Source organism: Rhizobium sp. IBUN (genome assembly GCF_000510625.1).
Classification (GTDB): domain Bacteria; phylum Pseudomonadota; class Alphaproteobacteria; order Rhizobiales; family Rhizobiaceae; genus Rhizobium; species Rhizobium altiplani.
The window spans coordinates 1-23,286 of record NZ_AZNV01000046.1 but is presented as its reverse complement, the minus strand read 5'-3'; the positions used below and the strand labels follow the sequence as shown (position 1 = coordinate 23,286).

General features: G+C 55.9%; 26 protein-coding genes and 2 pseudogenes. 14 read left to right on the top strand and 14 right to left on the bottom strand.

Features of this window, described 5'->3' with window-relative positions; translation table 11 throughout:
• The first annotated feature begins 97 nt into the window (after nt 1-97).
• From RHIBUN_RS0127925 to treZ, 3 genes are read left to right on the top strand one after another with little or no spacing between them, the layout of a single operon-like run.
• The gene (locus tag RHIBUN_RS0127925) at nt 98-358 is read left to right on the top strand and encodes a hypothetical protein (RefSeq protein ID WP_025662114.1); all 261 of its coding nucleotides are present in this window, start codon (nt 98-100) and stop codon (nt 356-358) included.
• The gene (locus RHIBUN_RS0127920; RefSeq protein ID WP_025662113.1) at nt 359-1,135 is read left to right on the top strand and encodes an SDR family NAD(P)-dependent oxidoreductase; all 777 of its coding nucleotides are present in this window, start codon (nt 359-361) and stop codon (nt 1,133-1,135) included.
• Nucleotides 1,132-2,883 (top strand): malto-oligosyltrehalose trehalohydrolase, encoded by a 1,752-nt coding sequence (treZ, locus tag RHIBUN_RS0127915; RefSeq protein ID WP_025662112.1) that lies wholly within the window; start codon nt 1,132-1,134, stop codon nt 2,881-2,883. Before RHIBUN_RS0127920 ends, treZ begins: the two co-directional genes overlap by 4 nt.
• A gap of 123 nt (nt 2,884-3,006) precedes the next feature.
• Here the strand turns inward: treZ and catE are convergent, their stop codons facing one another.
• Nucleotides 3,007-5,142, bottom strand: coding sequence for a catalase C (gene catE / locus RHIBUN_RS0127910; protein WP_025662111.1), 2,136 nt, complete (start codon nt 5,140-5,142; stop codon nt 3,007-3,009).
• Between the two features lie 371 nt (nt 5,143-5,513).
• Here catE and RHIBUN_RS0127905 point away from each other — a divergent pair, with 371 nt between their 5' ends.
• The 4 genes from RHIBUN_RS0127905 (at nt 5,514) to RHIBUN_RS0127890 (ending at nt 7,959) form a co-directional block, all read left to right on the top strand.
• A complete protein-coding gene (locus RHIBUN_RS0127905; RefSeq protein ID WP_025662110.1) occupies nt 5,514-5,909 on the top strand; it encodes a DUF1236 domain-containing protein in 396 nt (131 codons plus the stop codon).
• An 82-nt stretch (nt 5,910-5,991) separates the two neighbouring features.
• Nucleotides 5,992-6,303 carry a hypothetical protein gene (locus tag RHIBUN_RS0127900; protein ID WP_025662109.1) on the top strand — a complete coding sequence of 104 codons (312 nt, stop codon included), beginning with the start codon at nt 5,992-5,994 and terminating at the stop codon, nt 6,301-6,303.
• 571 nt (nt 6,304-6,874) lie between these two features.
• The gene (locus RHIBUN_RS0127895) at nt 6,875-7,363 is read left to right on the top strand and encodes a GNAT family N-acetyltransferase (RefSeq protein WP_025662108.1); all 489 of its coding nucleotides are present in this window, start codon (nt 6,875-6,877) and stop codon (nt 7,361-7,363) included.
• Between the two features lie 392 nt (nt 7,364-7,755).
• A complete protein-coding gene (locus RHIBUN_RS0127890; protein WP_025662107.1) occupies nt 7,756-7,959 on the top strand; it encodes a CsbD family protein in 204 nt (67 codons plus the stop codon).
• Nucleotides 7,960-8,142: 183 nt separating this feature from the next.
• Here RHIBUN_RS0127890 and RHIBUN_RS0127885 read toward each other — a convergent pair whose 3' ends face one another.
• From RHIBUN_RS0127885 to RHIBUN_RS0127875, 3 genes are all read right to left on the bottom strand, one after another.
• Complete coding sequence (locus tag RHIBUN_RS0127885; RefSeq protein ID WP_025662106.1) at nt 8,143-8,508, bottom strand: PAS domain-containing protein; 366 nt, start codon at nt 8,506-8,508, stop codon at nt 8,143-8,145.
• Nucleotides 8,509-8,837: 329 nt separating this feature from the next.
• A complete protein-coding gene (locus RHIBUN_RS0127880; protein ID WP_025662105.1) occupies nt 8,838-9,029 on the bottom strand; it encodes a hypothetical protein in 192 nt (63 codons plus the stop codon).
• A gap of 138 nt (nt 9,030-9,167) precedes the next feature.
• On the bottom strand, nt 9,168-9,677 hold the full coding sequence (locus RHIBUN_RS0127875; protein WP_025662104.1) for a cupin domain-containing protein: 510 nt from the start codon (nt 9,675-9,677) through the stop codon (nt 9,168-9,170).
• 305 nt (nt 9,678-9,982) lie between these two features.
• Between RHIBUN_RS0127875 and RHIBUN_RS0127870 the strand changes: the two genes are divergently transcribed.
• On the top strand, nt 9,983-10,234 hold the full coding sequence (locus tag RHIBUN_RS0127870; RefSeq protein WP_025662103.1) for a hypothetical protein: 252 nt from the start codon (nt 9,983-9,985) through the stop codon (nt 10,232-10,234).
• A gap of 81 nt (nt 10,235-10,315) precedes the next feature.
• Here RHIBUN_RS0127870 and RHIBUN_RS0127865 read toward each other — a convergent pair whose 3' ends face one another.
• The 4 genes from RHIBUN_RS0127865 to RHIBUN_RS0127850 form a co-directional block, all read right to left on the bottom strand.
• Nucleotides 10,316-10,642 (bottom strand): hypothetical protein, encoded by a 327-nt coding sequence (locus tag RHIBUN_RS0127865; protein ID WP_025662102.1) that lies wholly within the window; start codon nt 10,640-10,642, stop codon nt 10,316-10,318.
• 2 nt (nt 10,643-10,644) lie between these two features.
• Nucleotides 10,645-10,980, bottom strand: coding sequence for a hypothetical protein (locus RHIBUN_RS0127860; protein WP_025662101.1), 336 nt, complete (start codon nt 10,978-10,980; stop codon nt 10,645-10,647).
• Nucleotides 10,980-12,185, bottom strand: coding sequence for a divalent metal cation transporter (locus RHIBUN_RS0127855; protein ID WP_025662100.1), 1,206 nt, complete (start codon nt 12,183-12,185; stop codon nt 10,980-10,982). The genes RHIBUN_RS0127860 and RHIBUN_RS0127855 overlap by 1 nt, the downstream gene beginning before the upstream one ends.
• A 561-nt stretch (nt 12,186-12,746) precedes the next feature.
• Nucleotides 12,747-13,223: an HD domain-containing protein gene (locus RHIBUN_RS0127850; RefSeq protein WP_051420114.1), complete on the bottom strand. Its 477-nt coding sequence runs from the start codon at nt 13,221-13,223 to the stop codon at nt 12,747-12,749.
• Nucleotides 13,224-13,443: 220 nt separating this feature from the next.
• On the opposite strand from RHIBUN_RS0127850, the gene RHIBUN_RS0127845 reads away from it, so the two are divergent.
• Complete coding sequence (locus tag RHIBUN_RS0127845) at nt 13,444-13,755, top strand: PepSY domain-containing protein (RefSeq protein WP_025662098.1); 312 nt, start codon at nt 13,444-13,446, stop codon at nt 13,753-13,755.
• Between the two features lie 25 nt (nt 13,756-13,780).
• A complete protein-coding gene (locus RHIBUN_RS0127840) occupies nt 13,781-14,386 on the top strand; it encodes a general stress protein (protein ID WP_025662097.1) in 606 nt (201 codons plus the stop codon).
• A 495-nt stretch (nt 14,387-14,881) separates the two neighbouring features.
• Here RHIBUN_RS0127840 and RHIBUN_RS37625 read toward each other — a convergent pair.
• The 3 genes and pseudogenes from RHIBUN_RS37625 to RHIBUN_RS0127825 form a co-directional block, all read right to left on the bottom strand.
• A pseudogene (locus RHIBUN_RS37625) lies at nt 14,882-15,247 on the bottom strand (metallophosphoesterase); the annotation flags it as partial.
• A gap of 78 nt (nt 15,248-15,325) precedes the next feature.
• Nucleotides 15,326-16,594, bottom strand: a complete 1,269-nt coding sequence (locus RHIBUN_RS0127830) for a sorbosone dehydrogenase family protein (protein WP_025662095.1) — start codon at nt 16,592-16,594, stop codon at nt 15,326-15,328.
• Nucleotides 16,591-17,037, bottom strand: coding sequence for a DUF2231 domain-containing protein (locus RHIBUN_RS0127825; RefSeq protein WP_025662094.1), 447 nt, complete (start codon nt 17,035-17,037; stop codon nt 16,591-16,593). The genes RHIBUN_RS0127830 and RHIBUN_RS0127825 overlap by 4 nt, the downstream gene beginning before the upstream one ends.
• Nucleotides 17,038-17,418: 381 nt before the next feature.
• Between RHIBUN_RS0127825 and RHIBUN_RS0127820 the strand changes: the two genes are divergently transcribed.
• Nucleotides 17,419-17,604: a DUF3008 family protein gene (locus RHIBUN_RS0127820; protein ID WP_025662093.1), complete on the top strand. Its 186-nt coding sequence runs from the start codon at nt 17,419-17,421 to the stop codon at nt 17,602-17,604.
• A gap of 29 nt (nt 17,605-17,633) precedes the next feature.
• Nucleotides 17,634-18,089 (top strand): DUF4174 domain-containing protein, encoded by a 456-nt coding sequence (locus tag RHIBUN_RS0127815; protein WP_348626004.1) that lies wholly within the window; start codon nt 17,634-17,636, stop codon nt 18,087-18,089.
• A gap of 140 nt (nt 18,090-18,229) precedes the next feature.
• Here RHIBUN_RS0127815 and RHIBUN_RS0127810 read toward each other — a convergent pair whose 3' ends face one another.
• Nucleotides 18,230-19,381: an MFS transporter gene (locus RHIBUN_RS0127810; protein ID WP_025662091.1), complete on the bottom strand. Its 1,152-nt coding sequence runs from the start codon at nt 19,379-19,381 to the stop codon at nt 18,230-18,232.
• Nucleotides 19,382-19,911: 530 nt separating this feature from the next.
• On the opposite strand from RHIBUN_RS0127810, the gene RHIBUN_RS0127805 reads away from it, so the two are divergent.
• Together RHIBUN_RS0127805 and RHIBUN_RS35835 are read left to right on the top strand one after the other, a co-directional pair.
• Nucleotides 19,912-20,100 (top strand): hypothetical protein, encoded by a 189-nt coding sequence (locus RHIBUN_RS0127805; RefSeq protein WP_025662090.1) that lies wholly within the window; start codon nt 19,912-19,914, stop codon nt 20,098-20,100.
• Nucleotides 20,101-20,975: 875 nt separating this feature from the next.
• Nucleotides 20,976-21,268 (top strand): annotated as a pseudogene (locus RHIBUN_RS35835) (UDP-glucose 4-epimerase GalE); the annotation flags it as partial.
• A 68-nt stretch (nt 21,269-21,336) separates the two neighbouring features.
• Here RHIBUN_RS35835 and RHIBUN_RS0127790 read toward each other — a convergent pair.
• The gene (locus RHIBUN_RS0127790) at nt 21,337-22,458 is read right to left on the bottom strand and encodes an acyltransferase (protein ID WP_025662088.1); all 1,122 of its coding nucleotides are present in this window, start codon (nt 22,456-22,458) and stop codon (nt 21,337-21,339) included.
• A gap of 288 nt (nt 22,459-22,746) precedes the next feature.
• The coding region (locus RHIBUN_RS0127780; protein WP_025662087.1) for a cupin domain-containing protein at nt 22,747-23,286 on the bottom strand (540 nt) is incomplete at its 5' end.

Genomic DNA, 23,286 nt, shown 5'->3' with positions numbered 1-23,286 from the left:
AAGGGCGCATGCCCTTATGATGTCAGTATCTGTTTGGCATCGAAGGGGAACAACGCCTCGTCCCAAACATTCCTTCTCGCCAAAGCAGGAGGACGTCATGCAGCTTCTCGAAACCCATGTCGGCTCTGTTGTCGATGGAAAGCTCACGGTCGAATTTGTCGGCGAGGGAGGCGAACTTGTTTCCGTCAGGATGGCAACCGATGACCGCAGTCTCGGGGGAGACAGCGCCGTGCGACGCGCCAAGGAGGTGCTCGTACAGCTTACGGCCTTCGGAACCGACGCCACCACTTTCGAACCTGTCGCTGCCGCGTCCCGAGCGTCGCCGAGTGATCTCGCGGAGCGCGACGAGGGACAATAGATGGCTAAACCCGTTGCACTTGTCACAGGAGCGGGATCGGGGATCGGGCTGGCGACGGCAGAGAAACTGGCGCAGGCCGGCTACGATCTTTTCCTTTTCGATCTGGATCCGAGTGCGCTCGATGCACTCAAGAAGCGCCTTGAAAAAACCGGGACGACGGCATTAGCAATGGCAGGCGACGTCGCCTCGGAACAGGATATGGAGCGCGCGGCAAGTGAAATAATGGAAGGTTTCGGACGCCTCGATGCGGTCATCGCAAATGCTGGTATCAATGGCGTATGGGCACCGATCGATGACCTCACGCCCGAGGAATGGGATACAACCGTAAATGTCAACCTGCGTGGGACCTACTTGACCCTGAACGAGATGGTTCCGTTATTGAAGCAGTCAGGCGGAGGAGCGATCGTGATCGTTTCTTCCATCAACGGGGTGCGCACATTCACGACACCCGGTGCAACCGCTTATAGCGCGACCAAAGCCGCCCAAGTCGCCATGGCGAAGCAGCTTGCCCTCGAGCTCGCCCGGCATGCAATTCGCATCAATGTCGTATGTCCTGGCGCGATCGAGACCAACATCGCAGATTCGACCGAGGTTCGACATAGGGAGGAGTCCGAGGTACCGGTGATCTGGCCAGAAGGTACCGTTCCGATCTCGGGAGGGGAGCCGGGGCGGGCTGGCGATGTGGCCGATTCCATCCTTTTTTTGGTAAGTACAGCATCTCGGCACATCACTGGAAGTCCGCTCTTTGTCGACGGCGGACAGGGGTTGCTGCGATGAAAGACCGGGAATTTTCCTGGGGGCCAGCTTCCAACCCCGACGGATCAACAATCTTCACGCTTTGGGCGCCAACGCAGGCGCGCGTCTCTGTCGCGACAGATAGTCGGCAGGTTCCAATGGACCGTGCTGATGACGGCTGGTTTTCCATTACGGAAACCTTGACGGACGATGCGGACTATTGGTTCGTCCTTGCGGACGGCACACGTGTGCCGGACCCGGCCTCACGGAGGCAGCCCGCCGGGGTGCTCGGACCATCTCGCCTCTGGGGATCCGACTTCAATTGGAAAGTACCATGGAAGGGCCGTCCCTGGGAGGAGGCCATAATCTACGAGATTCATGTTGGCACATTTACAGCCGAAGGAACGTTCGCGGCTGCAGAAAAGCACCTGCATCGGCTTGCGGAATTAGGTGTTTCGGCAGTCCAGATCATGCCACTCGCGCAACTTCCAGGCACAAGAGGGTGGGGCTACGACGGCGTCTATCCCTATGCTCCTCACAATTCCTATGGTTCGCCAAACGACGTCAAAAGCTTTGTGGACGAAGCCCATCGATATGGCCTCATGGTCTTTCTTGATGTCGTCTACAACCACTTCGGACCAGAGGGGAATTTTCTGCCACTTTATGCAGCAGAGTTCTTTCGTAAAGACGATCCAACCCCATGGGGCCCGAAGATTGCTTTCGAAAGGGAGCCTGTAAGGCGCTTTTTCATCGACAACGTGATCTATTGGCTTGATCAATTCCGGTTCGACGGATTGAGGTTCGATGCCGTAGACCAAATCGAGGATCAGAGCGACCCTCATATACTGAAAGAGATTTCTGAAAGGGTTCGCGAGCGTTTTCTGGATCGCCACGTGCACTTGATCACGGAAAACCCTGCCAATGCCACCAATCTTATCGCCCGAGATGGCGGTCCCTTCTTTGTTGCCGACTGGAACGACGACTTCCATCATGCCATGCACGTGGCGGTCACGGGCGAGGCGAGTGGCCATTATGCGCCATTCGGCGACAAGCCGTGGCAGAAGATGAAGCAGACGCTCGAAAAGGGATATCTGTGCGACGGCAATAGTTTCCAGTCCCGCGATCGAGCCCACTCGGCTTCGTTGCCTCCTACCGCCTTCGTGCATTTTCTTCAAAACCACGATCAGGTGGGAAACCGTGCGCTTGGCAATCGTCTTCACACCATGATTGATCAACGCAGTCACAGGGTTTTGACAGAGATCCTTATGCTGTCACCGCAAATCCCGCTTCTTTTCATGGGCGACGACCATCTGACTCTGCGCAAGTTTCTCTTCTTCGCCGACTATAAAGGTGAGCTGGCGAGAGCGATCGCCGCCGGCAGGTCGATAGAAGCAGAAAATTTTGGTGGTCTGCCCGAAGGTTGTGACGCGAAGGATCTGCCTGATCCGAACGATCTCTCGACCTTTCTGGACTCGAAACTCGATTGGGACGCTGACGACGAGGGGTCAGCGTGGACATCTTTTCTCAAACGACTGATCAAGGTTCGTCGCAACCACGTTATTCCCTTGCTACCGGATGCAGCCGGTTACGCGGGCTCGGTCGTTTCTGGGGTTGAACAGGCGGTGTTCCTCGACTGGAAGCTAGGTGCGCGAACCCTGCAGTTGAGAGCCAATGCCTCAGGGCGGGCAATGTCGATGGAAGGCGATTTTGGCCACAGGGTGTATCCGCCTGTCAGCGAGGCTGCAGAGGAGGTTTTGCAGCCATGGACAACGCACCTGTACGTCTTTTAAGGCAAATCGCCTTGTTCAGAGCGCCGTTCAGTGAAGAAGCAAGCGGAAAAGCCAGCGAGTAACGCTCCGTAACGACTTCCACCAGGTAGGCGCGGCAAAGATTGCCGCGCCTGCGTCAAACGCCTATTTGGCCGGGACTGACGGCTTGCCGAGTTTCACAGAGGGCTCACGGGCCCAAACACGAAGCGTGCCAAGCTTTGAGACGAAGGACGGCAGGCTGTCTTTTCCAGATAGTAAAACAATGCCCTCGTCTTCCATTCCAGCAATGCCCGCTTTTTCGAGCAAGGGTACGGCGGACTGGTCGTATCCGATGAACTTGCAGTGCTGGAAGGCATCGGCCACAAAGTCGCGCGCCGTCGCCTCCTTGATGAGGTCTTCGATCGCTGCGGAGGAAGTAAGCAATACCACGGCGTCAAACAGCACCGACGGGCCTCCATCGATCATGTGATGTGCCTGGATCCATTTCCCGTCCGAAGCGGTAACCCCGCCCACCTTGGGAGCAACAAACTCGACGACCGCTTTTTCCTTTCCGACAGTATCGGTCAATCCCTTCAGCAGATTGGCGTCTACGCCATCCGTCACGAGGATGCCAAGCTTTCGGCCCTCGAACCGCTTCGGGCCCTTCTCCACGATACTAAGGGAAGGTGAAGGCGCAAGATCCTGACGTGTCGGCATTGCCGCATCCGCGGCTTTAGGCATGGTCTGGAAGCCAAGCTTATCGGCGACGGTCTTGGCAAGGCTCTCGTCGATATTAAGCAGATGAGCAACCATGCGCTCCCGGATGACCGGTGTCTCCACCTTGCTCAGTTCAAATGTCAAAGCAGCCGCTATGTGGCGCTGCTCGGGCTGGGTCTGGCTGATGTAGAACTGTCGGGCTTGACTATAATGATCGGCAAAGCTTTCCGGACGAAGCCGCACCTTTCCGCCCTCCTCGGACGAGGCAAAGTGCCGGTAACCCAGCACGGGGGACTCTCGTGGCCCTTCACCGAAAGAGTTGGGTTGATAGTTGATGCGGCCGACCGGATTGCGCATCGCCATGTGGCCGTCCTGTTGGAAATGCTGGAACGGACACTTGGGTGCGTTGATGGGTAGATGCGTGAAGTTTGGACCGCCGAGGCGCTTGAGCTGCGTGTCAAGATAAGAAAAATTCCTCCCTTGCAACAGCGGATCGTTGCTGAAGTCGATTCCGGGCGGGACATTTTGGGTCATGAATGCAACTTGCTCAGTTTCGGCAAAGAAGTTGTCAGGCATCCGGTCCAATACCAGCCGTCCGATCGGCTTTACCGGCACGATCTCTTCGGGAATGATCTTCGTCGGGTCGAGGACGTCGAAATCGAAGCTGTCGGCGAAATCCTGATCGAATAGCTGCACACATAGTTCCCATTCCGGAAAATTGCCCGACTTTATGGACTGCCAAAGGTCGCGGCGGTGAAAATCCGGGTCGGCACCGTTGATCTTGACCGCTTCGTTCCAGACCACAGATTGAAGGCCAAGCTTCGGCTTCCAGTGGAATTTCACGAATGTCGATTCGTCTTTCGCATTCACGAGCCTGAACGTGTGAACTCCGAACCCTTCCATAAAGCGAAATGAGCGTGGAATGGCGCGATCCGACATTACCCACATGATCATGTGCATGCTCTCAGGGGTAAGGCTGATGAAGTCCCAAAAAGTATCATGGGCCGACTGCGCCTGCGGAAAGGCTCGGTCCGGTTCCGGTTTGACTGCGTGGATAATGTCCGGGAATCTGATGGCGTCCTGGATGAAGAAAACAGGAATGTTGTTTCCAACGAGGTCCCAATTTCCTTCCTGTGTGTACATTTTCACAGCAAAGCCGCGGACGTCACGGGCAAGATCGAAGGAACCTTTGCTGCCTGCAACCGTGGAGAAGCGAACGAATGCCGGTGTCCTTTCCCCGGCGCGCTGAAAAATATCGGCTCTCGTATAGGCTGCCAAAGATTCGTAGGTCTCAAAGAAACCATGTGCACCGTAACCGCGAGCATGGACAACCCGCTCCGGAATGCGTTCGTGGTCGAAATGGAAAATCTTCTCTCGGAAGTGAAAGTCATCAACGATGAGGGGCCCGCGGGCGCCTACCCTCAGTGAATTCTGGTCGTCAGCAACCGGCGCGCCTTGTGACGTGGTCAGGACTTCGGCGCCGTCTTCGGCAAATTGATGGAGCTCGCCACCATCTCCTCGATGAGGCTTTTGGTCGTGAATCGAGACAAGATTGATTTGGGCCTTCGGGGTTTTCTTCGCCATCGGTTGCTTTCCCTAAACTGGAGATGCGATTAGTTCCCGTCGCTCAGATCCCTTCGGTGCAACGGAACCGATCTCTCAACTTCATGTGAACGTTGAAGTTCCCGAAAACCTGTGAATTCCTCACTCCGGTGGAATTTGATTTCGCCTGGCTGCCCCGGGCTCACTTCATTTGGCTGACAGCGAGAAGGCAGCAACTTCTGCTTATCCTGGCTCCACGCTCGGGCGGTGGTTCAATTGGAGATCCGATAAGGGCAGTGACCTTGGACCTTGGTCTGAGGGCCGTCAGACTGAAGTCCCGAGCCGGGAACCGTTGCTGCGCTTGGTGGTTCGTTCAGGGAGCGGACAATACCGCTTCCAATGGAGGAAAATGAATGCGTACCAAATTGATAGGAACTGCCACTGCGGTCGCTCTCGCATCCACTTTTGCCTACGCGCAATCATCGACGGTGACGGGAGCTGCAGGCGGAGCAGCAACTGGGGCAATTGTCGGTGGGCCGGTCGGTGCAGCCGTTGGAGGCATCGTCGGTGGCGTGGCAGGCAGCCTTATCGATCCGCCGCCCCAGAAAGTCGTTACCTATGTGCAGCAAGTTCCGGCTCCGACGACCAAAGTCGTCGTCAAGGAAAAGGTGGTTGTTGGCCAACCGCTCCCCGAGACCGTCGTTGTAACGCCGATTCCTGATGATCCAAAGTATGCCTATGCGATCGTCAATCAGCAGCGGGTAATCGTCGAGCCATCCTCGCGGAAGGTGATCCAGGTCATCCAGTAATCGTAAGAAGATGCTGGACGCATGCCGGCGGGGGGCAGTTCCCCGCCGGCTCCTGTCGTCATCCGCGGCTTAGGGGAATCGTGTGACAAACCTCATAACAGACATCAAGCTGGCCCAATTTGAGCTTCCTGATTTAGATAGGGTCGACAAACGCAATCTTGTCGGCCGTATCGTTGATGAGCTGCGGTTCTACCGGTCAAGAAAACTCGGCGAGTTGGCGTTAGACCGATATTTACGCCTCGATGGGCTGATTAAATGTGTTTCACTGATGATAGCTGACATAGCAGAGATGGATGACGGCGAATTTCAAATCGTCCTGAACGAGTTCGCTAAGCTGGTGGCTCTCCTCGAGAGCCTTGCATCCGGTGGCAAAGACGCAGCAACGCTCCATTGATAGCGGGTAATGTGTCGTGGACTCGAAAACGTTCAGCCAGGACCGTATGGCCGCGAGCGTGGCGAAAGCGAGCTAGTTGGCAAGACGCTGGTGGTAGCGCGTCGCTTGGACCGACAATGCTTGATCCGGTTGAAACCGCTCAACTCGGTTTTTTGTCGGCAAGGGTGTGGTGTGGGCTAAAACAAATCGGATGGCGCCAGGCTCCGACGGGGCAACGATCGTATGGATCTTGCTGGTCAACCGCGCAGCGATTGTGGCAGGTTGTGTTCGGGCCGCCGTACGGCTCTGGTAAGTCTCGTCACGACGCTCCGGACCTCAAGGCCCAGAATATCCCGCTCAGCACCCGCCTTTACCCGGGAGATGCCTCGCGGCTTTTAGGGCGAGACCGACTCTCAGGCTACCTCGGCGCGGCAAGGATAGCGCATGCGGACGCTCCCCTTTCGCAGCTTGTTCCACGCCTGGGGCCTCGTTCAATTTCTGGTTCGCCTCCGCGATCAGACTTCGCGCGCGGTCGCTTGATCGTTGCAAAAGAGTCGATTTCCACCGGCCAGCGACGTGCTAAGCTTGTTTAATGACAGCGGCCAACCAATACAGTTTTCGCAAAGCGACGTTGGATGATCTCCCGTTGCTTAGAGCATGGCAATCGAACCCGCATGTCCGCGAATGGTGGGACGCAGATGAGCCCTACGATGCGACAGACTTGGCTGATCCTCGGGTAGCCCGTTGGATTGTTTCAATAGCTGATCGCCCCTTTGCGTTTATGCAGGACTATACCGTCCACGGCTGGCAAGATCACCATTTTGCCAAGCTTCCCAAGGGATCGCGGGGCATCGATCAATACATAGGAAACCCCGAAATGATCGGTGTTGGGCTCGGATCAGCGTTCATTGGGGCGAGAATGAGGACTCTCTTCGATGCGGGCGTACCCGTTGTCGCGACCGATCCTCACCCGGCCAATGAACGGGCGATTGCCGTTTACAAGAAACTGGGTTTCGAACCGTTCGGACCACCTCAAGAGACGCAGTGGGGCTTGATTTTGCCGATGCTTGCGAGGCAGTAAGCGGCACGCCATCATTTTGCAGCTTCGTCCGCATCCGAGACATGGCCGGAAGCGCAGTACCGATACACTCGGTGGCTGACGCCAAGGTACACGCTTATAAGCACGCAGCCTAACCTCCTTTATGATTTTCGATCCGGGAATCGCGAAGCTACTGCTGCGTATTGGAGTTTTCGCAGCGGTCGCATTCGTTCGACGGACATGTCTCACCAACACTTCGGCGTTCTCTGTCTGGATCGCCGGATCTTTCCAAGGGTTATGCGGCACTCGACAGTCGATCGCGGGTCAGCTTTCAAGCTCAGAGCGCGCGTGCTGATTGCCGGAAATCCTCCTGCTAAACGGAACACTCGGTCGCCTGCTTCGTTTTGATTCCAGTCCGAACCTAGGAGGAATACATGGATTGGAACCGCGTTGAAGGGAACTGGAAGCAGGTCAGAGGTAAGGTCAAGGAACAGTGGGGAAAACTCACTGATGACGATCTTGACCAAATCGATGGGCAACGCGACCAGTTGGAAGGAAAAATTCAGGAACGCTATGGGCTAGCGCGGGACCGGGCTCGTCAGGATATCGACGACTGGTACGGTAGCCAGACCTGGTAGACGAACTGGAGGGCCCGGAGCGATCCGGGCTCCTTTTTTGCGCTTCAGACTCATTGGAAGATGCGATCCTGGATTTGCGTTCCCGCTGCCACGATACGACCATGAGCCAACTGTCTGTGCGCCCTTAAACACCTGACGACATAGGCTGCTGGCGCTCCGCGCTGAGCGTAATTGTGTTGACCTTCATAAAAGTTCAAGTGGATAGACGATCCCGGCGTAGTGGGTTGGTTCGCCTTGCCGGTTCCGGAAGCACCTGCCCATCGCCATCACCCATCGTATTTCGTCGAAAGCATCAAGAACGCGATATTCTGCATGATAGGGCAGCCCGCTTCTGACAGCTTGCGAAATTAAAACTGCAACACGCTCGCGATCGTCGGTATGGATTCGCTCGAGATACGATGCGATCGGCAATCCACAGATCGTCTCGGCCGGATCGAGGCCAAACAGAGATGCTATGGCGGTATCGCCGTAGACGGTATCTCCATCAAGAGACCAGGTAAAAATTCCCGGCTCAGCCGCGTTCTCTTCGAGATTGCTTGCGATCCTCATCGCACCTCCGCTTCAAGGTTGGGTCCAAACCGCCAGCAATGCCGGAAGTTCCAGAGCCTCACAATCAGTTCTTGTGTTGGGAAGCAGCGAAACGGTCGGTCAGCTTGAGAGCGAAATCTCGCTTTGGTAGCGAATGGCCAACTATGATGATGACGCGACATTGTCCCGTGGTGCCGCACGTGAGTCGCCACAAGGCAAGGGGAGGCAATCCGGCGTGTCAGATGAACCTTCTCTTGTTCCCATGCAGCATTTCAGTTCGCAACAAGGCGACGGCGACACGCAATCGGAGATCACGCGACGCCGCTCACGTTTGAATTTTTCATCACAAATCAAACGCGCCAGCGCGGATTTCTATTGACGTTGTAAAGCAGTTCGCTTGCAGACGCAAAATGACCAAAGAGCTGGCGCATCCGCCGTTCGTCGGCTTCACCTATCTGGTGCTGGCGGCAATAATCGCTTACTGACCAAATCCTCAAGGATTTCCTGGTATTGAGATCACCCTCTTTGACGTGCGTCGACATTACTCTCCTCCGTTTGGAGGGGTGTTTTAGTTTATGCTAAAATAAATGTCATTTAACTTTGACATATTCCTGATTTGCCTGTTTCAGGAAGTGACGTCTAATTTTCTCCGGTCGAGCGTCAGCTCACTTATTTCCGCTTTATTGCGTCTTCTCCGATCGCCAATGGGACAAGAGAGGATCGCGCGTTCCCGTAACCGGATCAAGGGTAGGCAAAGATAGCTTTCTGATCACGTCCATTTCCATGCCGGTGGCCGCCGATGTCTTGATATCGGCGCTCTGGCCTGGCGGGTAAGCACCGACAACCAGAAACGATGGGCTCGCGGCGACAAGGCAATGCCCCGTACCGGCAGGTAAAATCAGGCAATCTCCAGCCGTGACCGCAAAATCGATACCGTGAGGGCCCCCGATCATGATGGAGGCGTGGCCGTCAGCAACACCTAAAACTTCGTGGGCGTGGACGTGATAGTGCTGATAGCCAAAAATCCCGTCACGCCAGAGCCCCGACCAACCGTGTTCTTGAAAAAGACTCTCAAAACGTTTGGCCGATGCCTCTTCGCTGATGACGGCCGATTTATAGAACAGCACTGGCAAAGCCTGATTGTTCGGGATCCAATCGCTTGGTGAAAGAAAACTGGCTGTTACCTCCATCGATGTTTCCTTTCTCCAATTCCGGCGATCTTGGCCGACGACGCACACGAGATGTCGCCACCAAAATGCAGCTATTGCCGTATCGTTCCATCTGTGTTCAACGCTTGGCACTCAACAACCTGCGGAGTCCGACTGATGTGAACTGTGGCTGCGTCGCCGCGACGGACTCGCCAACTCTCGATCAGCTTGGAAAAAAATCATCCGGAACATGAAGCTTCGCAAGTTCGACCTTCGCGAGGCCATCGCGATTGCGCTACGGAACCTTGCAACCGTCGGTGAGTTCACCTCGCAAACGGAGATTCATCGTGACAAGATTCTACTTCCGGACCGGCCCGACAGACACTCCCTGGCAAGACGAAGATGGCTATGAGTTCCCCGACTTACCAGCGGCGCTCGATGAAGCAAAGCGTCTCGTTGCAGAGATGGCGATCGACGGGATTCCCACTGCCACAGGGGAGCCGCTTGAGGTTGAGATCTACAATCCGGACCGAGTTAAGATCGTGACAGTCTCGTTGCATCTATGCATTGAATACGCTGGTGGAGATTCTGAGAGATAGGGGATCAGTGTCTAGTCGCTCTATCTTTCGATAGAGCTCCGACCTGGTTGGGTCAATGATCGGCTAAGCACCGCTTGACACTCAGAGAGCGCTACGCGTCCGGACGTCACGGAGTTCCTCGATTTGGCACAGAAGCCTTGGCCGCGTCGGATTGGAAAGGTCAAGTTCGTCCCAGGCAATGCGATACATTGCGGCACGCCGTCGCAAGCCAAACAGGTCCAGAAACGAAATTCCGACAGCCGAGGTCGAAAGCCGTTCAAATGCAGCAAATATACCAACCCGAAACTCGGTGATGACGAGATCCTCGCCATCCATTTCGGCGCCGATCTCCTCTATATGGCCGATGGATTCTCCTTGCTTCGAAAACACGCGTCGCCCCACCAGAAGTTCAAGGCTCATGATTGCCATCGTCAAGCTCCAGGAATTCGCGTGATGAAATGGTCTCGCAGCCAGGTCTGCCAATCGAGGATCGAAGTCTCGCGGACATCGAAGTGGCACTGAATGTTGAGGCCGACGTCGCGTACTTCGTGCCATGGTATCCTATGCGGTTGGCCAAGGAGAGATGCCAGCCACTGGCCGGGCCGCAAGCCGACTCTCCTTGCAAGTACGATGGCTCCAATCTCAATCGCGACAATCCTCGGAGGCTTCCCTGGCCGCAGTTCGGCCAGGATCCCATCGACCTTCCCCATCTTGACCCCATTGCGATCAATCAGCTGCTCGTCCAAAATATCCCGCACGATGTCCATCACGAACCTCCGAAAATCTGCAAGGGAAGGGCGACCACGGCAAGCACGAAGGCCAAAGCGATGATGATTATCACCGCGGCATTCGAAAACTTGCCGTTCTTATGCTGTCCGACGTAGCGCTCGTCATTCAACAGAAAGAGGAATGGGACGACTGTCAGCGGAAGACTTGCAGCAGTGAGCGCCATTGCCAAAATCGTGATCTGAAGCGGATCGGCGCCGAGAGCCATCGGAAGTGCCGCGAGGGGCAGCGATAGGGTATAAACAGTGCTAAAGGCCGGATCTTCGCGGGGCTTTTTATTTTCGCCCCAGTTCCAGCCAAAACCCTGCGCCACGAGATAGGCCTGTTGCAACCCGATTTCGAGTGTGGCCCCAAAGCATGCTATGCCGAGCGAGGCAATGAATAGTAGAAACCCCCAAAAACCAAAGATAGGCAACATCAGAAGCGGCAATTGATGATAGTCGTCGACCTGGCTTATCCCCCGGGCGGAAAGCACGATCCCGGCGACGATCAACACCGCGATGGAAATCATGCCACCAAAGCTCATCCCCAGCCCGGCAATGGCCCGATTGGTTCCAAGAAAACTCTCGTCCCATTGGTCTTCGACTGCTCCCGAAGAGTAGAACATAAAGAGATAAGGCGATATCGATGCTCCAAAAATGCTGACGGCGATGAACCAGTAGTTTCCCGCGTCATGCCGAGGCAATGAGGGCAGTGCGCCAGAAGCAATTTGCCACCAATCTGGCTTCGCCATGAATGCAGCAACAACGAAACACAGGGTGACGAGGCCAAGGAGAGCAACTCCCTTCTCAATCAAGCCAAACGTGCCTTTCCAAAGAAACAGCCAGGCCGCGAGCGAGACGGGTAATGCCCACCATCGATAGCTGATGTCCGTTGCGAGTTCGAGCGCAATTGCGACACCGCCAATCTCAGCCGCTATCACCATGAAATTGAGCAGGATGTTTGCAACTAACGATATTAGGAAAGCGTTGAAGCCAAATCGCTCTCGAATTCCGTCAGCGATCGTGTGTCGGCTTACGGCGGCGAACCGTCCCGCCATCTCGACAAGAAAAACGATGCAGATTGTGGCCAGAAGGACTGACCATACAAGTTGATATTTGAATCGGGCGCCGGCCTGCGCCGCAGTTGCAATTGAACCAATCTGTAAACCGAAAGATCGACGCCGGCGGCGCGCAGGTTCTGCCACTCATGAACCACTTCTGGCCGGTTCGAAGCCCTCAGTTGGGTCTCCGCTCGGGCCATTGTAGCAGAAACATGTTCGATCATTTTCTCCAGCCGAGTTTCGTTCCCGTCCTGTGAAATGGCGGGCTCAATCTTTTCTTTCGTGGCAGAAAGATTTTCGGCGCCCGAGCGCAGCGTGCGCAATGTGTAGCCTGAGGGAGCAGACCCTTGAAGCCAGGCATCGAGAACCATCACGGAGGTTTGTGCCGTCGATGATGCTTCTTCTGAAACTTCCCTGTCGTTGTCTGATGATGAGCATCCAGTGCAGGCAGCAACAATTATCGCTAGACAGAAGTGGGCAGGCCGGACCTGAGCAAAATTCAATCGAGATGTGCGCATTCCTCCAACAAAACCTCCCACGCAGTGATCAAGGTTGTCGACCAGAGTCACGTTGCGTATTCGTTTACGTCTCGTCGATCAAAGGGAGAGGCAGAACGCAGTTCGCTTTCGCGTAGCAAAGCAATCACGAAAGGATCACCACCTGGCGTCGGTTCATGAGTACTTGTCGTCTGCTCCTCCTGGGGTACTATTTTCCGCTGCGAGCGGTTGCGCCATATAACTCCTCAATGATCTCGAGACCTTTCTCATACTTCGACTGATCCAAGCCGGCGTTACGAGCTTGCTTTAGATTGTCTTTAAGGTCGGCCACCTTTACCGGGCGAGCAAGTTCGTCATCGGCTGACCGAGCGACAAACTCGGAATCACTTTCATCCTCTCGTCGGGTCAAAGCTTGCACAGCCGCTAAAACGGAAGGATTGAATCCTTCGTTGCTCAGGCGCTCAAATGTCCAGCCGGGCCCCTTTTCCACCACGTCGTGCAGATAGGCGACGATACGCTGGTCGTCTTCCTTGACCGCGGCCGCTACCCGCTTGCAATGCGAAAAGTATGGGTTTCCTTCCTTATCGGTTTGGCCTGCATGAGCCGAGAACGCGATTTTCATCGCTCGTAAAAGATCCAACCCGCCATCGCCTTCACTCATAAAGTCCGAACGCTCTGCTGCCATGGTTCTTACCTCCACGGAATCAACGCCGGGCAAGGCTTTGAGTTCCTGCGGGTGCCGCCCTGTGAAGCTCTGGCTTAAGGAAAACTTCTGTCGACTCCCCGGATTCGATTCCTGCCGGCACGAACGATCGATCGAGGGTCGATTGATTTCAGTCTCAACGTGTCCATGGAACAAGCAGAGTTTCTGTTTGTTCTTCTGTTCTCAACCAGAGGAAACATCAATGAAAAAACTCATGATCCTTTCTATCGGCATGGTGATGACGGCGTCGGTCGCGCTTGCCCAAAGCGAAACGCCGAAGACGTCCCAGACAACACCCGCGGTCAAAACCGAGCAAAATCCGGGAGCTCCGGTGGCAGGCAAGAACAGTTTCACCGAAGGCCAGGCAAAGGCCAGGATCGAGGAAGCTGGCTACACCGGCGTCACCGGCCTCAAGCTTGACGATCAGGGGGTGTGGCGGGCCAGCGCCACCAAGGACGGCAAACAAGCGAATGTCGCCCTGGACTTTCAGGGCAACGTCACCATGGCCAAGTAACCACGAATAACAAGGAAGCAGTCGTATGAGAACGATTACTGGATTATATGATAACTACGGTGACGCGCGCGCGGCCGTTAAAGCGTTGGAAGACGCGGGCATCCCGTCCGATGACATCAGCATTGCCACCAACGAGGCGAATGGTGTCGATGTCGAAGCCCAGGGCAATCGCGCCGCAGAAGGCGCGGGGACAGGTGCCGGTCTTGGCGCACTGGCCGGCGGTGCCGGCGGTCTCCTCACCGGTCTTGGCATGCTTGCAATTCCGGGGGTAGGCCCGGTAGTTGCTGCCGGTTGGCTGGTTGCGACCGCGGCCGGAGTTGCGGCCGGCGCCGTTGCCGGCGGTGCGGTCGGCGGTATCGTCGGTGCCATGGTCAAGGAAGGCGTTCCTGAGGAAGACGCCCAACTTTACGCGGAAGGCGTCCGCCGGGGAGGATCGGTCGTCGCAGCGAGGGTGGAGGACGGACGTGTCGCCGAGGCCCAGGCTATCCTTGACCGGTGGCGTCCCGTAGATATCGGAGCACGCCGCGCGAGTTATGTTGAGCAGGGCTGGACCCGTTTCGACGAAACCGCCGATCCCTATACTGCGGAGCAGATCGCCGCTGAACGGCAACGATATCGTTCCAGCCTTTAGGCGAACTCAAGCTGTAAGCGGCCGCCCCATGCGGCCGCTTCAGTTTTTTCAGAAAGCTTGATGATGAGATCGGCATACAGGAGGCGCCGTACGACTAACCCCAGTGTCAGTCTCCCGCTGTTGGACAGCCGGTCGTTGAAAACAGCGCCCCAGATATCCTGCCAGGTGTTGGACGGTCCGCGCAGGTGCCAAACGCGAAGCGTGGGACGGCGCGGGGCAATTGGCCAGGTTCAACGCAAAACTCTTCGGTCAATTTCGATATGCCAAGGGGATCGTTGACGGACAGCAGAGAAAGCGTCTGGTCAAAGTTTATATGCTGAGAGTTCGCCATCTTCGGAAATGGTTACTTAAGATGACGCAGCCGTCTTGACCTCATCTGGCTGAAGCCCGGCGGAAGCCGTAAAACGCGCCAATGAGCCGGGATTGAAAAGGCTGTTACAATCGCAAGCTGGACAATCTCCAAATCACTTAGCAAGCTCGTACGAAAGGCCCGGCTCAAAGATCAAGCAAGGCATAAGGTTTTCCCGTCGGCTTTTCCACATGGGCCGCAACATTGTAAACCGGCGCCCCACCCGGTGTCTTCCCGTGATATGTGCCTCGGTGAGCGTGACCGTGGACAACCGCGTTACGGGAAAGCGGTCGATGGTTTCCGCAAGCCGGGAGGATCCAAGGAAGGGATAGATCTCCCGCGGCTCACCCTCCACAGTGTCAACGATGGGCGCGTAATGCAGAACCACCAACGCTCGTTGCGACCTTACGCGACGCAGAGCGTTTTCCAGTCTCATGGATTCCTCCACGCTTTCCGCCACCATCGCCTTAATCGCCGAGCATATGGCGACCAAAGCCGCCGGCAAATCATCGGCCGTGCAAGGTTACGCATGGACAATCAGCGACCTATCGGTCTGTCCGATGAATGAAATTGGGGCGTTAGCGGTTCGGTCATTGGGTTGCCGGTGCGGCCGTCACGCGCCAGATCGTGTTGCCAACGTCGTCGGCAATTAGTAGGCCGCCCGCCTTGTCGACCGCAAGCCCGACGGGGCGACCATGGGTCTCGTCCTTGTTCTGCAGAAATCCGGTGACCACGTCCTGCGGATTGCCGCTCGGGCGGCCGTCCTTAAAGAGAATGAAAACGACTTTGTAGCCGTTGAACTCATGGCGGTTCCAGCTCCCATGCTCGCCGACAAAGGCACCGCCCTGGTATGCCGCCGGCAGTTCTCTTGCATTATAGAAGACGAGGCCGAGTGGGGCGACATGCGAGCTGAGCGAATAGTCAGGCACGATTGCCCGCGCGACGAGGTCGGGCCGCTGCGGCATGACGCGGGGATCGACATTTTGGCCGAAATAGCTGTAAGGCCATCCGTAAAAACCGCCGTCCTTGACCGAGGTCATGTAGTCCGGAACGAGGTTCGGACCGAGTTCGTCGCGTTCGTTGACGACCGTCCAAAGCGCATGTGTCTTTGGTTCGAAGCTCAAGCCGTTTGGATTGCGAAGCCCATCGGCAAAGATGCGGTGCCTTCCAGTCTGCCGGTCCACCTCCCAGATCGCTGCGCGGTTCTTCTCCGCCTCGATACCGTTCTCGGTGATGTTACTGTTGGAGCCGACGCCGACATAGAGCAGCCGACCGTCGTCGCTGGCGACGAGGCTCTTTGTCCAGTGATGATCGATCGGTCCGCCCGGCAGCTCGCTCAGCACGGTGCCTGGATTGGTGATCCTGGTTTGCCCCGGCTGGTAGGGATAGCGCACGATCGCGTCGGTATCGGCGACATAAAGGTCATTGTCGACGAGCGCCACTCCGAAGGGTGAGTTGAGATGTTCGAGGAAGGTCTCCTTGACCTCGGCCACGCCGTCTCCATCGGCATCGAGGTCCTTGGGACGCTTGACCGAGGCTTCGGGTGGCGCGACGGACTGGACAGCCAGGATATCGCCATTCGGCATGGTGTAGATGGATCGCGGATGCTTCAGGCCGGTGGCAAAGGCCTTAATCTGTAGCTCCTTCGGCACGATCGGAGTCGTGCCGTCCTTCCAGCCGACAATGGAGGCGACATGCATGGGCGGAATGAGAAATTGCGATTGTCCGGGTAGCTTGGGATTAGCGCCGATCTCGCTGCCGGGATCTGGTTCGTTATCGCTACAGGCAGTCAGGGTGAAGCCGCATAGCAGCGCAAGGCCGATGGCGACGTGGTTGCCGATGAGACGAAGGCTGTTCATGATACATAAACCTTGGAGCGCTGGCGCTGAAGGAGGCGACCCATAACTGCGTTGATCACCATGAGGATCACGGCAACGGCAGATAAAGTCAGGCCGATCGGGACGACTGAAGTCCAGGCATCGCGGCTATGGATGAAGGCATTGAACAGCGCGACGACGAAAACGGCGAGATTGCCGAGAATGTAAAGCCACCCGACCCCGTCAAGGTGCAGGCGTCCGGTGGTAAGATCAATGAGGACGGCGATGGCGGCGATGAAGCCGAGGACTAGTCCAGCGGTCAGCAGCCAAGCAGAAAAATTGGCCCACACCATCTCGGCGGTTTGCCAATAGGCGATATCGGTTGCAAGTGCTCCCGTAAGGCAGGCAGCAGAGAAATGAAGGGGAAGAGAGCGCAGGGGCTGGCTTGGAAGCACTAGTGATGAGGAAGGCGTCGAATAGGTCATGTCATCGATCCGATTGAATGTGGATCTCCACCCAACTCCGCCGCGCTCGCGAATGTTCCTGATGCGCAGTTGCAATAAGGGATTTCCAGCAGACACCTGGCTCGGCCCTTTAGGGTGGCGCTCCTGCCTGATTCTGGAACGTCGTTTCGAGCAGGGCCAGATGCTAAAAATGCCGAATAGCATCAGCAGTGACTGCCGCTGCGAGGTTCGACAGAGGAGAGGCATGGCGCATGACGGCTGCGAACTTTATGTGTCATTGCACGCGACGGCGATTGGAGCGTTCCGGTCCTTGACGCAAGGACTTTTGCTTACCTCCCTTGATCGGGGAACATTTGCTTTTCAGTCTAGTTAGTCCTTGTCTACACAATGAGGAAAAACAAAATGCCCGCAAAATCCAAAGCGCAACAGAAGGCGGCCGGCGCCGCCCTTTCGGCAAAGCGCGGTCAAACCCCGAAAAGCAGGCTCAAGGGCCCGTCTCGGGAAATGGCCGAATCGATGAGCGAACGACAACTGGAAGAGTTTGCTTCGACGAAGCGGAAGGGAAAGCCCGACCGCGTCTCTCACTAGCGAAAAGCCATCCTGCAGCTTTCCAATTCATGGAAGTGGCCGGTCACATGCTGAAATCACTCTTCAAGGAGATCATAGGCGCGTCACTTGCGACCGACGATCCGTGCCCCAGTCTTTTGGAGTTTCGCAACCTGTCATGGGTCCTCGTGCTATTCGAAGGTGCGGCCGATGATCGCCCCGAGATGCAGGAGCAACTCCTGGTCAACCAGCAAGGCGCACTCGAAAAGCAAGCGGTCACTATCCTTCGCGTTGCTGGCGGAGGGGTTTTTGCCAGTCTCGACATCGGCGCGGACATCGGGGCGGATGATGTGCGCGATGATCTTGAAGGGCCTTCCCCCGACGAATTCGAAGCTATTCTCGTCGATCCGAATGGCATCACAAGGCTTCGCTCGAACCAACCGGTGAGCGTGCCGTACCTCGTCGGCTTAGTCGACAGGCTTCCCAAAGAAATCCAACAGTGCACGGACAACAAAGGGAAGGCTTGATTCCAAGGCTTTTTGACCAAGTCCTGCATTTTCAGGGTTCCCGCCGCCAAAACAGGGCTAGAAATTGCTTGGCTGTCGCGCTGAAGACGCTTGCAAGTTCAATATCATCCTCTCGCGTGTCGGGCCCTCGACTCATGCCGCTATGCGAAGGCACTTCGTCTTGTTGAGAGCGACTTGACGCAGAAGAGTGCAGCGACAATAACCGGAATACAGACTAGGTATGAGGTTCGAATACCTGCGTTTTCAGCGACAAAGCCGAGCAATGGTGGTGCGAGGAAAAACACGATGAAGGACATCTGACCTAGGGCTGCAACATTCATATGCGCAGGCCGGTCGGTCCGCTGAGCGGCCGCCGAAACGGCAAGCGGATAGACGGCGCTGCAGCCGCTACCCATTAATGCAAAGCCAACCAGGGCGACTTGGGGATGGGGAGCAAGCCAAACCGCCGTGAGCCCAGCCGTTGAGATCAGCAGCAAAGTAACCGCGACCGCCCGGGAGCCATATTGATCGACAAAGCGATCCGCAAATAGTCGTGTAAGCGCCATGAACAGTGTGAACGATGTCAATCCGAGGCCACCCACAAATGGCTCAACCCGGAAAACATCGCGCATATAAATCGCTGACCAATCTATGCCTGCACCCTCCACCAGAAAAGCAGCAATGCCAATGATGCAGAGCGGAAGGAGACCGAGCGTCGGCAGTGCGACATGGCCTGCGTTCGCATGCTCGCTTGAGTTCCGCGCCGGTGCGCTACGCATTCCACTTATCGCGATAGTGCCCACGAACACTACGGCAACAAATGTTAGTGCCAGGTGGAGTTGCATCGAGACGTCGGCCTGCCGCACCGGCGATGAAATGAGCGCGGTGACAAAAAATCCGAGACTCCAAAAACCATGGGCACGGTTCATAACTCCGCGACCGAGCTGCGCTTCGATACGATCAATTTCGACGTTGAGATTTATTTCAAGGGCTCCTGCGAGCAATCCTTCGAAAAACAAAACCCCAAAAACGACTTCGGCGCTAGTCATCCATGGGACAGAGGCAATCAGCGCGGACGTCCCAAGCACGGTTATGAACGCTGTAGTACGGGCCCCCAATCGAGTAACCAGGGGCGAAAAGAATGTTAGGGATATCAGTGCACCGATGGCAGCTCCGATAAGCGTAAGCCCCAGTTCCGACTTGTTGACCTGGAGAGCATCCTGGAGATCGGGAAGGCGGGAGAGCAAGGCACCGGTTGATGCCGAAAAGAGGAAGAAGCAGGTATAAATTCGCACCTGCGGTTCAATACGCATTTCATGGCTCCCGGTCTTTAGGTTTCGGCGGATACTCGCAAACGCCTCAATGACTTCCTTCCCAACCGTGATCCAAACGGGCCATCGCATCCGGCGAATCCGGGCCCTAAAGCGCAAAGATTAACAGTCAGAGGAGCGGCCACTCCAGCGGTCTTGGTCGGGTCGGCCTAGCTGCAGCGACGATACCCGTTATACGCGAATTGCTTTTCTCTGACAAGACGTGTGGGGATACGTTGATGTCTGTTCTCCGGCCGCGAAGTTGCGATCCATGAAAGAAAACACTATGAGTGTCGACCATTCATTTAGTTATCGCGCGCCTTCGACAGGAGAACCTACAGCTCCTGAGTCTGTTTCCACGCTTTGGCGAATATTGAGTAAACAACACCAGGGTCGGTGACTGCGCGCTGGGCTCGTGCCCAGGCGATGGTGATGCACCTCTAGCAGCTGGCGTCCACCAGGAATACCAGCAATATTGTGCATTGCAGCACGGATTGAATGGCGCTAAGTTTCTTCGTCAGTTAGGAGCGCCCATGGACGAAGCCAGCATCGCTCAATTGCTCTTCGCTCTCCGCGTTGCGAGGGAAATTGCCACGCTGGAAGGTCCTGTATTCGACATTGTCGTCTATCGAGTCGAGCAAGCAATCGAGGAGATAAGAGATGAAGCCCTAAGGCAAGGTATTGTCGTCGAGATCGAACATGCGTCGACCCGAATGCAGTAGAGAGAGGGGAAGTTGCTGCCGATCGGCATTGGTTGAAGGATCGCGATTACGAAGGCAAGACAGGGCAGTTGAACCGCTTGTTTTTCACTCATACGCCATCGCTTCGGACACGACTGAGCGCGCATGCTGCAATGCCGCATAAGCCAAAGGGATGAAAGAGTCACGGTTCCCGACTAGCCAACATCCCGGTATTGTGCCGTCATGGAGATGAGACCGATATTTGCGCGACTGCGACCAGACCTGAATGCATCCGGTGTCGCTGACAAGCTTCACGAGCTCGGTTTGGATGTCGCTCGGCTCAATTCCGAAACGCGCCGAGCACTTAACGCGGAGCACACCAGAATGTGTGCCGAAGGGTATTACAATTCTGGTTATGTCGCCATTCGCCTATTTGTTTGGTACGTGACGGATAGTGGCCGGTTTGATGCAGCATGCCTCACCCAACCGGGCACAATCAGCAGGTCGATCTCCACAATCCGGCAATGGGCATCCGCGGACCCGACCCAGGCTGCCGCGATCGAAATCGAGATCACAGCGTTGAAGATCTTTCTCCTTCAGATCTTTGATCGCGTCAGTGCACCGCGACACGCCAGACGGGCTGCTCAAGACCGCTTGCTGGGTGCCTAGGAGGAGAATGGTAACCCTCTACATCTGGTCGATGGTGATCAATTAAATCATATGGAACTCGGCAGCAATGTTTGGAACGCTGGAACAGCAGCCGCCCTCCGCCGATCGATATCACGCAACAGAGTCGATCCAGATGCGCATGCGACCTCTTGGCATATTCCAGCTGATGGCGTTGCGGTTCCTGCCTGTACGCTCTCCGTTTGTTTCCTTATTTAGGTCGTCATGATGCTAAAAGAGCGCGTGCCATGGTTGGCCGCCGCGAAGGCTTCAAGGTGTTCGGAACCGACTACGAGGCGCGTGATTGCACCTGCGTCCGCGATTACATCCTCGACCTCGCCGATGCCCATGTCTGCGCCGTCCAGTATCTATTGCGCGGCGGAGAGTCGGTTGCTCCAACCTGGGCACCATCGAGCGCGTCTCCGAGCGGCCGTTTCCTGTGGAATATGTCGGCTGTCGCGAGGTCGACTCGCGCACGTGAGAGATTCTCGGCTGGACGCCGCAGTATGATTTGTCTCAGATCATCCGCTCGGCGTGGAACTAGCACGCACAATCATAGCACCAATGACTTCGGTGGCCCTCACCCGCATCGCTTCGAGGCGCCATCGTCCTTTAAGCCCGCCTGGCGAGCAATGACAGTCTCCTACGGGCCGGAACGTCCACCACCGCATATATGACTGCAGAAAAGCCAGTGATAACGGCCGTTCCAGCGATGACTACGCCACCTTGCTGTGCCCAAGACAAATGCAAACCTTTGGCGGCAAAACTTAGAACGTGAACAAGCGGATAATGAAGCGCATAAAGGGGGTAGGAGAGGTTCCCGCCCCAAACCGCCCACCTGCGCGCAGTCCTCCCAAGATCCGCATTCAGGCACGCAAAGACGACCACGGGCATAATGATCATCACGGCGATCGTATCTGTCAGCGCCTTTGGCAATCCCGTGTCTGGGAGTATGAGAACAGCAATCAAGAGTACGGAGGCTGGAACGAATGTTCCTTTCGGCGCATGGAAACGATATTTGTAAATCAAAAGGCCGACCGAGAACGACCAGATCACACGAGGAAATCCGAGCCAGAATCCGGCCGGGTTGAACCCGAAGTTTGCGCTTCCGGCACTCTTGATCGCAAAGAGCAGCCATACTCCACTTGCAAAAATTACAACAAGGAGCGTCCACGAGAACAGTCTGAACCGGGCGCACACAGCAAAAGCGATGTTTGCGAAAATCTCGAAAAACAGAGACCATGTCGGCGTATTGAGCGGAAATACCGACTGTTCGAGCGTTGGTGTGTGAAGCCCCGATGTCTGCAGGATTGGAAGAAGCGCTATTCCAAAAACGAATGCGATCGCAACGTCTTTCAAATGCTGCATTTGATCAAGGTTCAGGCGACCAAGTTCCAACGCCACCGCAACGATTGCGCCAATGACGACGAGTGGTAACAGCCTGATCAATCGCTTTCGGAAAAATGCGGTTGCCGATAGAGTTCCATCTTTCAGCTGTCCCTGATAGGCGCTCGCAATGACAAAGCCACTGAGGACGAAGAAGAAGTCGACCGCGAGATATCCGTTTGGTGCCAGATAGGGGAGATCGAGGCGCGTCTTGAAGTGTTTCAGAACCACGACAAGTGCGGCAATGCCTCTAAGCAGATCCAAACCTGCATATCGGTGTCCAGTCGACTCGCTTCTTTCGACTTCACTGCGCAGTGCCCACCACTGCATCTTGATGTGTGACAGCATATAGGCCGAGTTCCCGCCGGAAAAAACGATTAAGGTGCTTGTCGTCAGGCATCGACCCGGCCGATTTTGAGGCGCCGCAACGGGCGTGTTTCAACCATGCATCTCCGATCACTGCAGTCACCTCGGAGATCAGAGTTTTCCTCGAAGAAGCGATTTTCACGTTGCAGCCGGCGAACAAATCCTTGGAAAATCGGAATCCGCACCTTGGCTAAAATTCGTTTGTCTCTCAGACCATTGTCCATTCTATCGTTGGCCCTCTTTTTCAGACTGCGATGGTCCTTTTATCGATCAGCTGCGACCGAACTCGTCGACGATGCGGATGATATCGTCCTCTCCGAGATAGGATCCGGTCTGCACTTCGATCAGTTCGAGCATGATCTTGCCGGGATTGGCGAGACGGTGGACTTCGCCGAGCGGGATGTAGACGGANTCGTTTTCCCTGAGCATCTGCACGTTTTCGCCGATTGTCACTTCTGCCGTGCCCTTGACGACGATCCAGTGCTCGGAGCGGTGATGATGCTTCTGCAGCGACAGCTTCTTGCCCGGCGTGACGAAAATGCGCTTCACCTGGAAGCGGTCGCCGTTCAGCACCGATGTGTAGCCGCCCCAAGGCCGGTAAGAAGTCGGGTGCGTCTCGGTCAGTTGCGATGTCNTGGGGGCGGCGGCGAGCATCTTCACGAGGTTCCCGACGTCCTGGCTGTCCTGCAGCCGTCCGACATAAACGGCGTCCTCGCTGGCGATGACAGCGATGTCGTCCATGCCCTGGACGGCGAGGTGTACGCCATGGGTCATGATGAGCGAGTTCTTGGTGTTGACGACCGTCGTGTT

Excerpts from the sequence above, each read along its gene's own strand:
- RHIBUN_RS0127850 (WP_051420114.1), bottom strand. The coding sequence starts at position 13,223 with ATGGCAGCAGAGCGTTCGGACTTTATGAGTGAAGGCGATGGCGGGTTG.
- RHIBUN_RS0127890 (WP_025662107.1), top strand. The coding sequence starts at position 7,756 with ATGGATTGGAACCGCGTTGAAGGGAACTGGAAGCAGGTCAGAGGTAAG.
- RHIBUN_RS0127885 (WP_025662106.1), bottom strand. The coding sequence starts at position 8,508 with ATGAGGATCGCAAGCAATCTCGAAGAGAACGCGGCTGAGCCGGGAATT.
- RHIBUN_RS0127830 (WP_025662095.1), bottom strand. The coding sequence starts at position 16,594 with ATGAACAGCCTTCGTCTCATCGGCAACCACGTCGCCATCGGCCTTGCG.
- RHIBUN_RS0127865 (WP_025662102.1), bottom strand. The coding sequence starts at position 10,642 with ATGGCAATCATGAGCCTTGAACTTCTGGTGGGGCGACGCGTGTTTTCG.
- RHIBUN_RS0127840 (WP_025662097.1), top strand. The coding sequence starts at position 13,781 with ATGAGAACGATTACTGGATTATATGATAACTACGGTGACGCGCGCGCG.
- RHIBUN_RS0127845 (WP_025662098.1), top strand. The coding sequence starts at position 13,444 with ATGAAAAAACTCATGATCCTTTCTATCGGCATGGTGATGACGGCGTCG.
- RHIBUN_RS0127905 (WP_025662110.1), top strand. The coding sequence starts at position 5,514 with ATGCGTACCAAATTGATAGGAACTGCCACTGCGGTCGCTCTCGCATCC.
- RHIBUN_RS0127825 (WP_025662094.1), bottom strand. The coding sequence starts at position 17,037 with ATGACCTATTCGACGCCTTCCTCATCACTAGTGCTTCCAAGCCAGCCC.
- catE (WP_025662111.1), bottom strand. The coding sequence starts at position 5,142 with ATGGCGAAGAAAACCCCGAAGGCCCAAATCAATCTTGTCTCGATTCAC.
- RHIBUN_RS0127810 (WP_025662091.1), bottom strand. The coding sequence starts at position 19,381 with ATGCGTATTGAACCGCAGGTGCGAATTTATACCTGCTTCTTCCTCTTT.
- RHIBUN_RS0127880 (WP_025662105.1), bottom strand. The coding sequence starts at position 9,029 with ATGTCGACGCACGTCAAAGAGGGTGATCTCAATACCAGGAAATCCTTG.
- treZ (WP_025662112.1), top strand. The coding sequence starts at position 1,132 with ATGAAAGACCGGGAATTTTCCTGGGGGCCAGCTTCCAACCCCGACGGA.
- RHIBUN_RS0127920 (WP_025662113.1), top strand. The coding sequence starts at position 359 with ATGGCTAAACCCGTTGCACTTGTCACAGGAGCGGGATCGGGGATCGGG.
- RHIBUN_RS0127790 (WP_025662088.1), bottom strand. The coding sequence starts at position 22,458 with ATGCTGTCACACATCAAGATGCAGTGGTGGGCACTGCGCAGTGAAGTC.
- RHIBUN_RS0127895 (WP_025662108.1), top strand. The coding sequence starts at position 6,875 with ATGACAGCGGCCAACCAATACAGTTTTCGCAAAGCGACGTTGGATGAT.
- RHIBUN_RS0127805 (WP_025662090.1), top strand. The coding sequence starts at position 19,912 with ATGGACGAAGCCAGCATCGCTCAATTGCTCTTCGCTCTCCGCGTTGCG.
- RHIBUN_RS0127860 (WP_025662101.1), bottom strand. The coding sequence starts at position 10,980 with ATGGACATCGTGCGGGATATTTTGGACGAGCAGCTGATTGATCGCAAT.
- RHIBUN_RS0127925 (WP_025662114.1), top strand. The coding sequence starts at position 98 with ATGCAGCTTCTCGAAACCCATGTCGGCTCTGTTGTCGATGGAAAGCTC.
- RHIBUN_RS0127875 (WP_025662104.1), bottom strand. The coding sequence starts at position 9,677 with ATGGAGGTAACAGCCAGTTTTCTTTCACCAAGCGATTGGATCCCGAAC.
- RHIBUN_RS0127820 (WP_025662093.1), top strand. The coding sequence starts at position 17,419 with ATGCCCGCAAAATCCAAAGCGCAACAGAAGGCGGCCGGCGCCGCCCTT.
- RHIBUN_RS0127815 (WP_348626004.1), top strand. The coding sequence starts at position 17,634 with ATGGAAGTGGCCGGTCACATGCTGAAATCACTCTTCAAGGAGATCATA.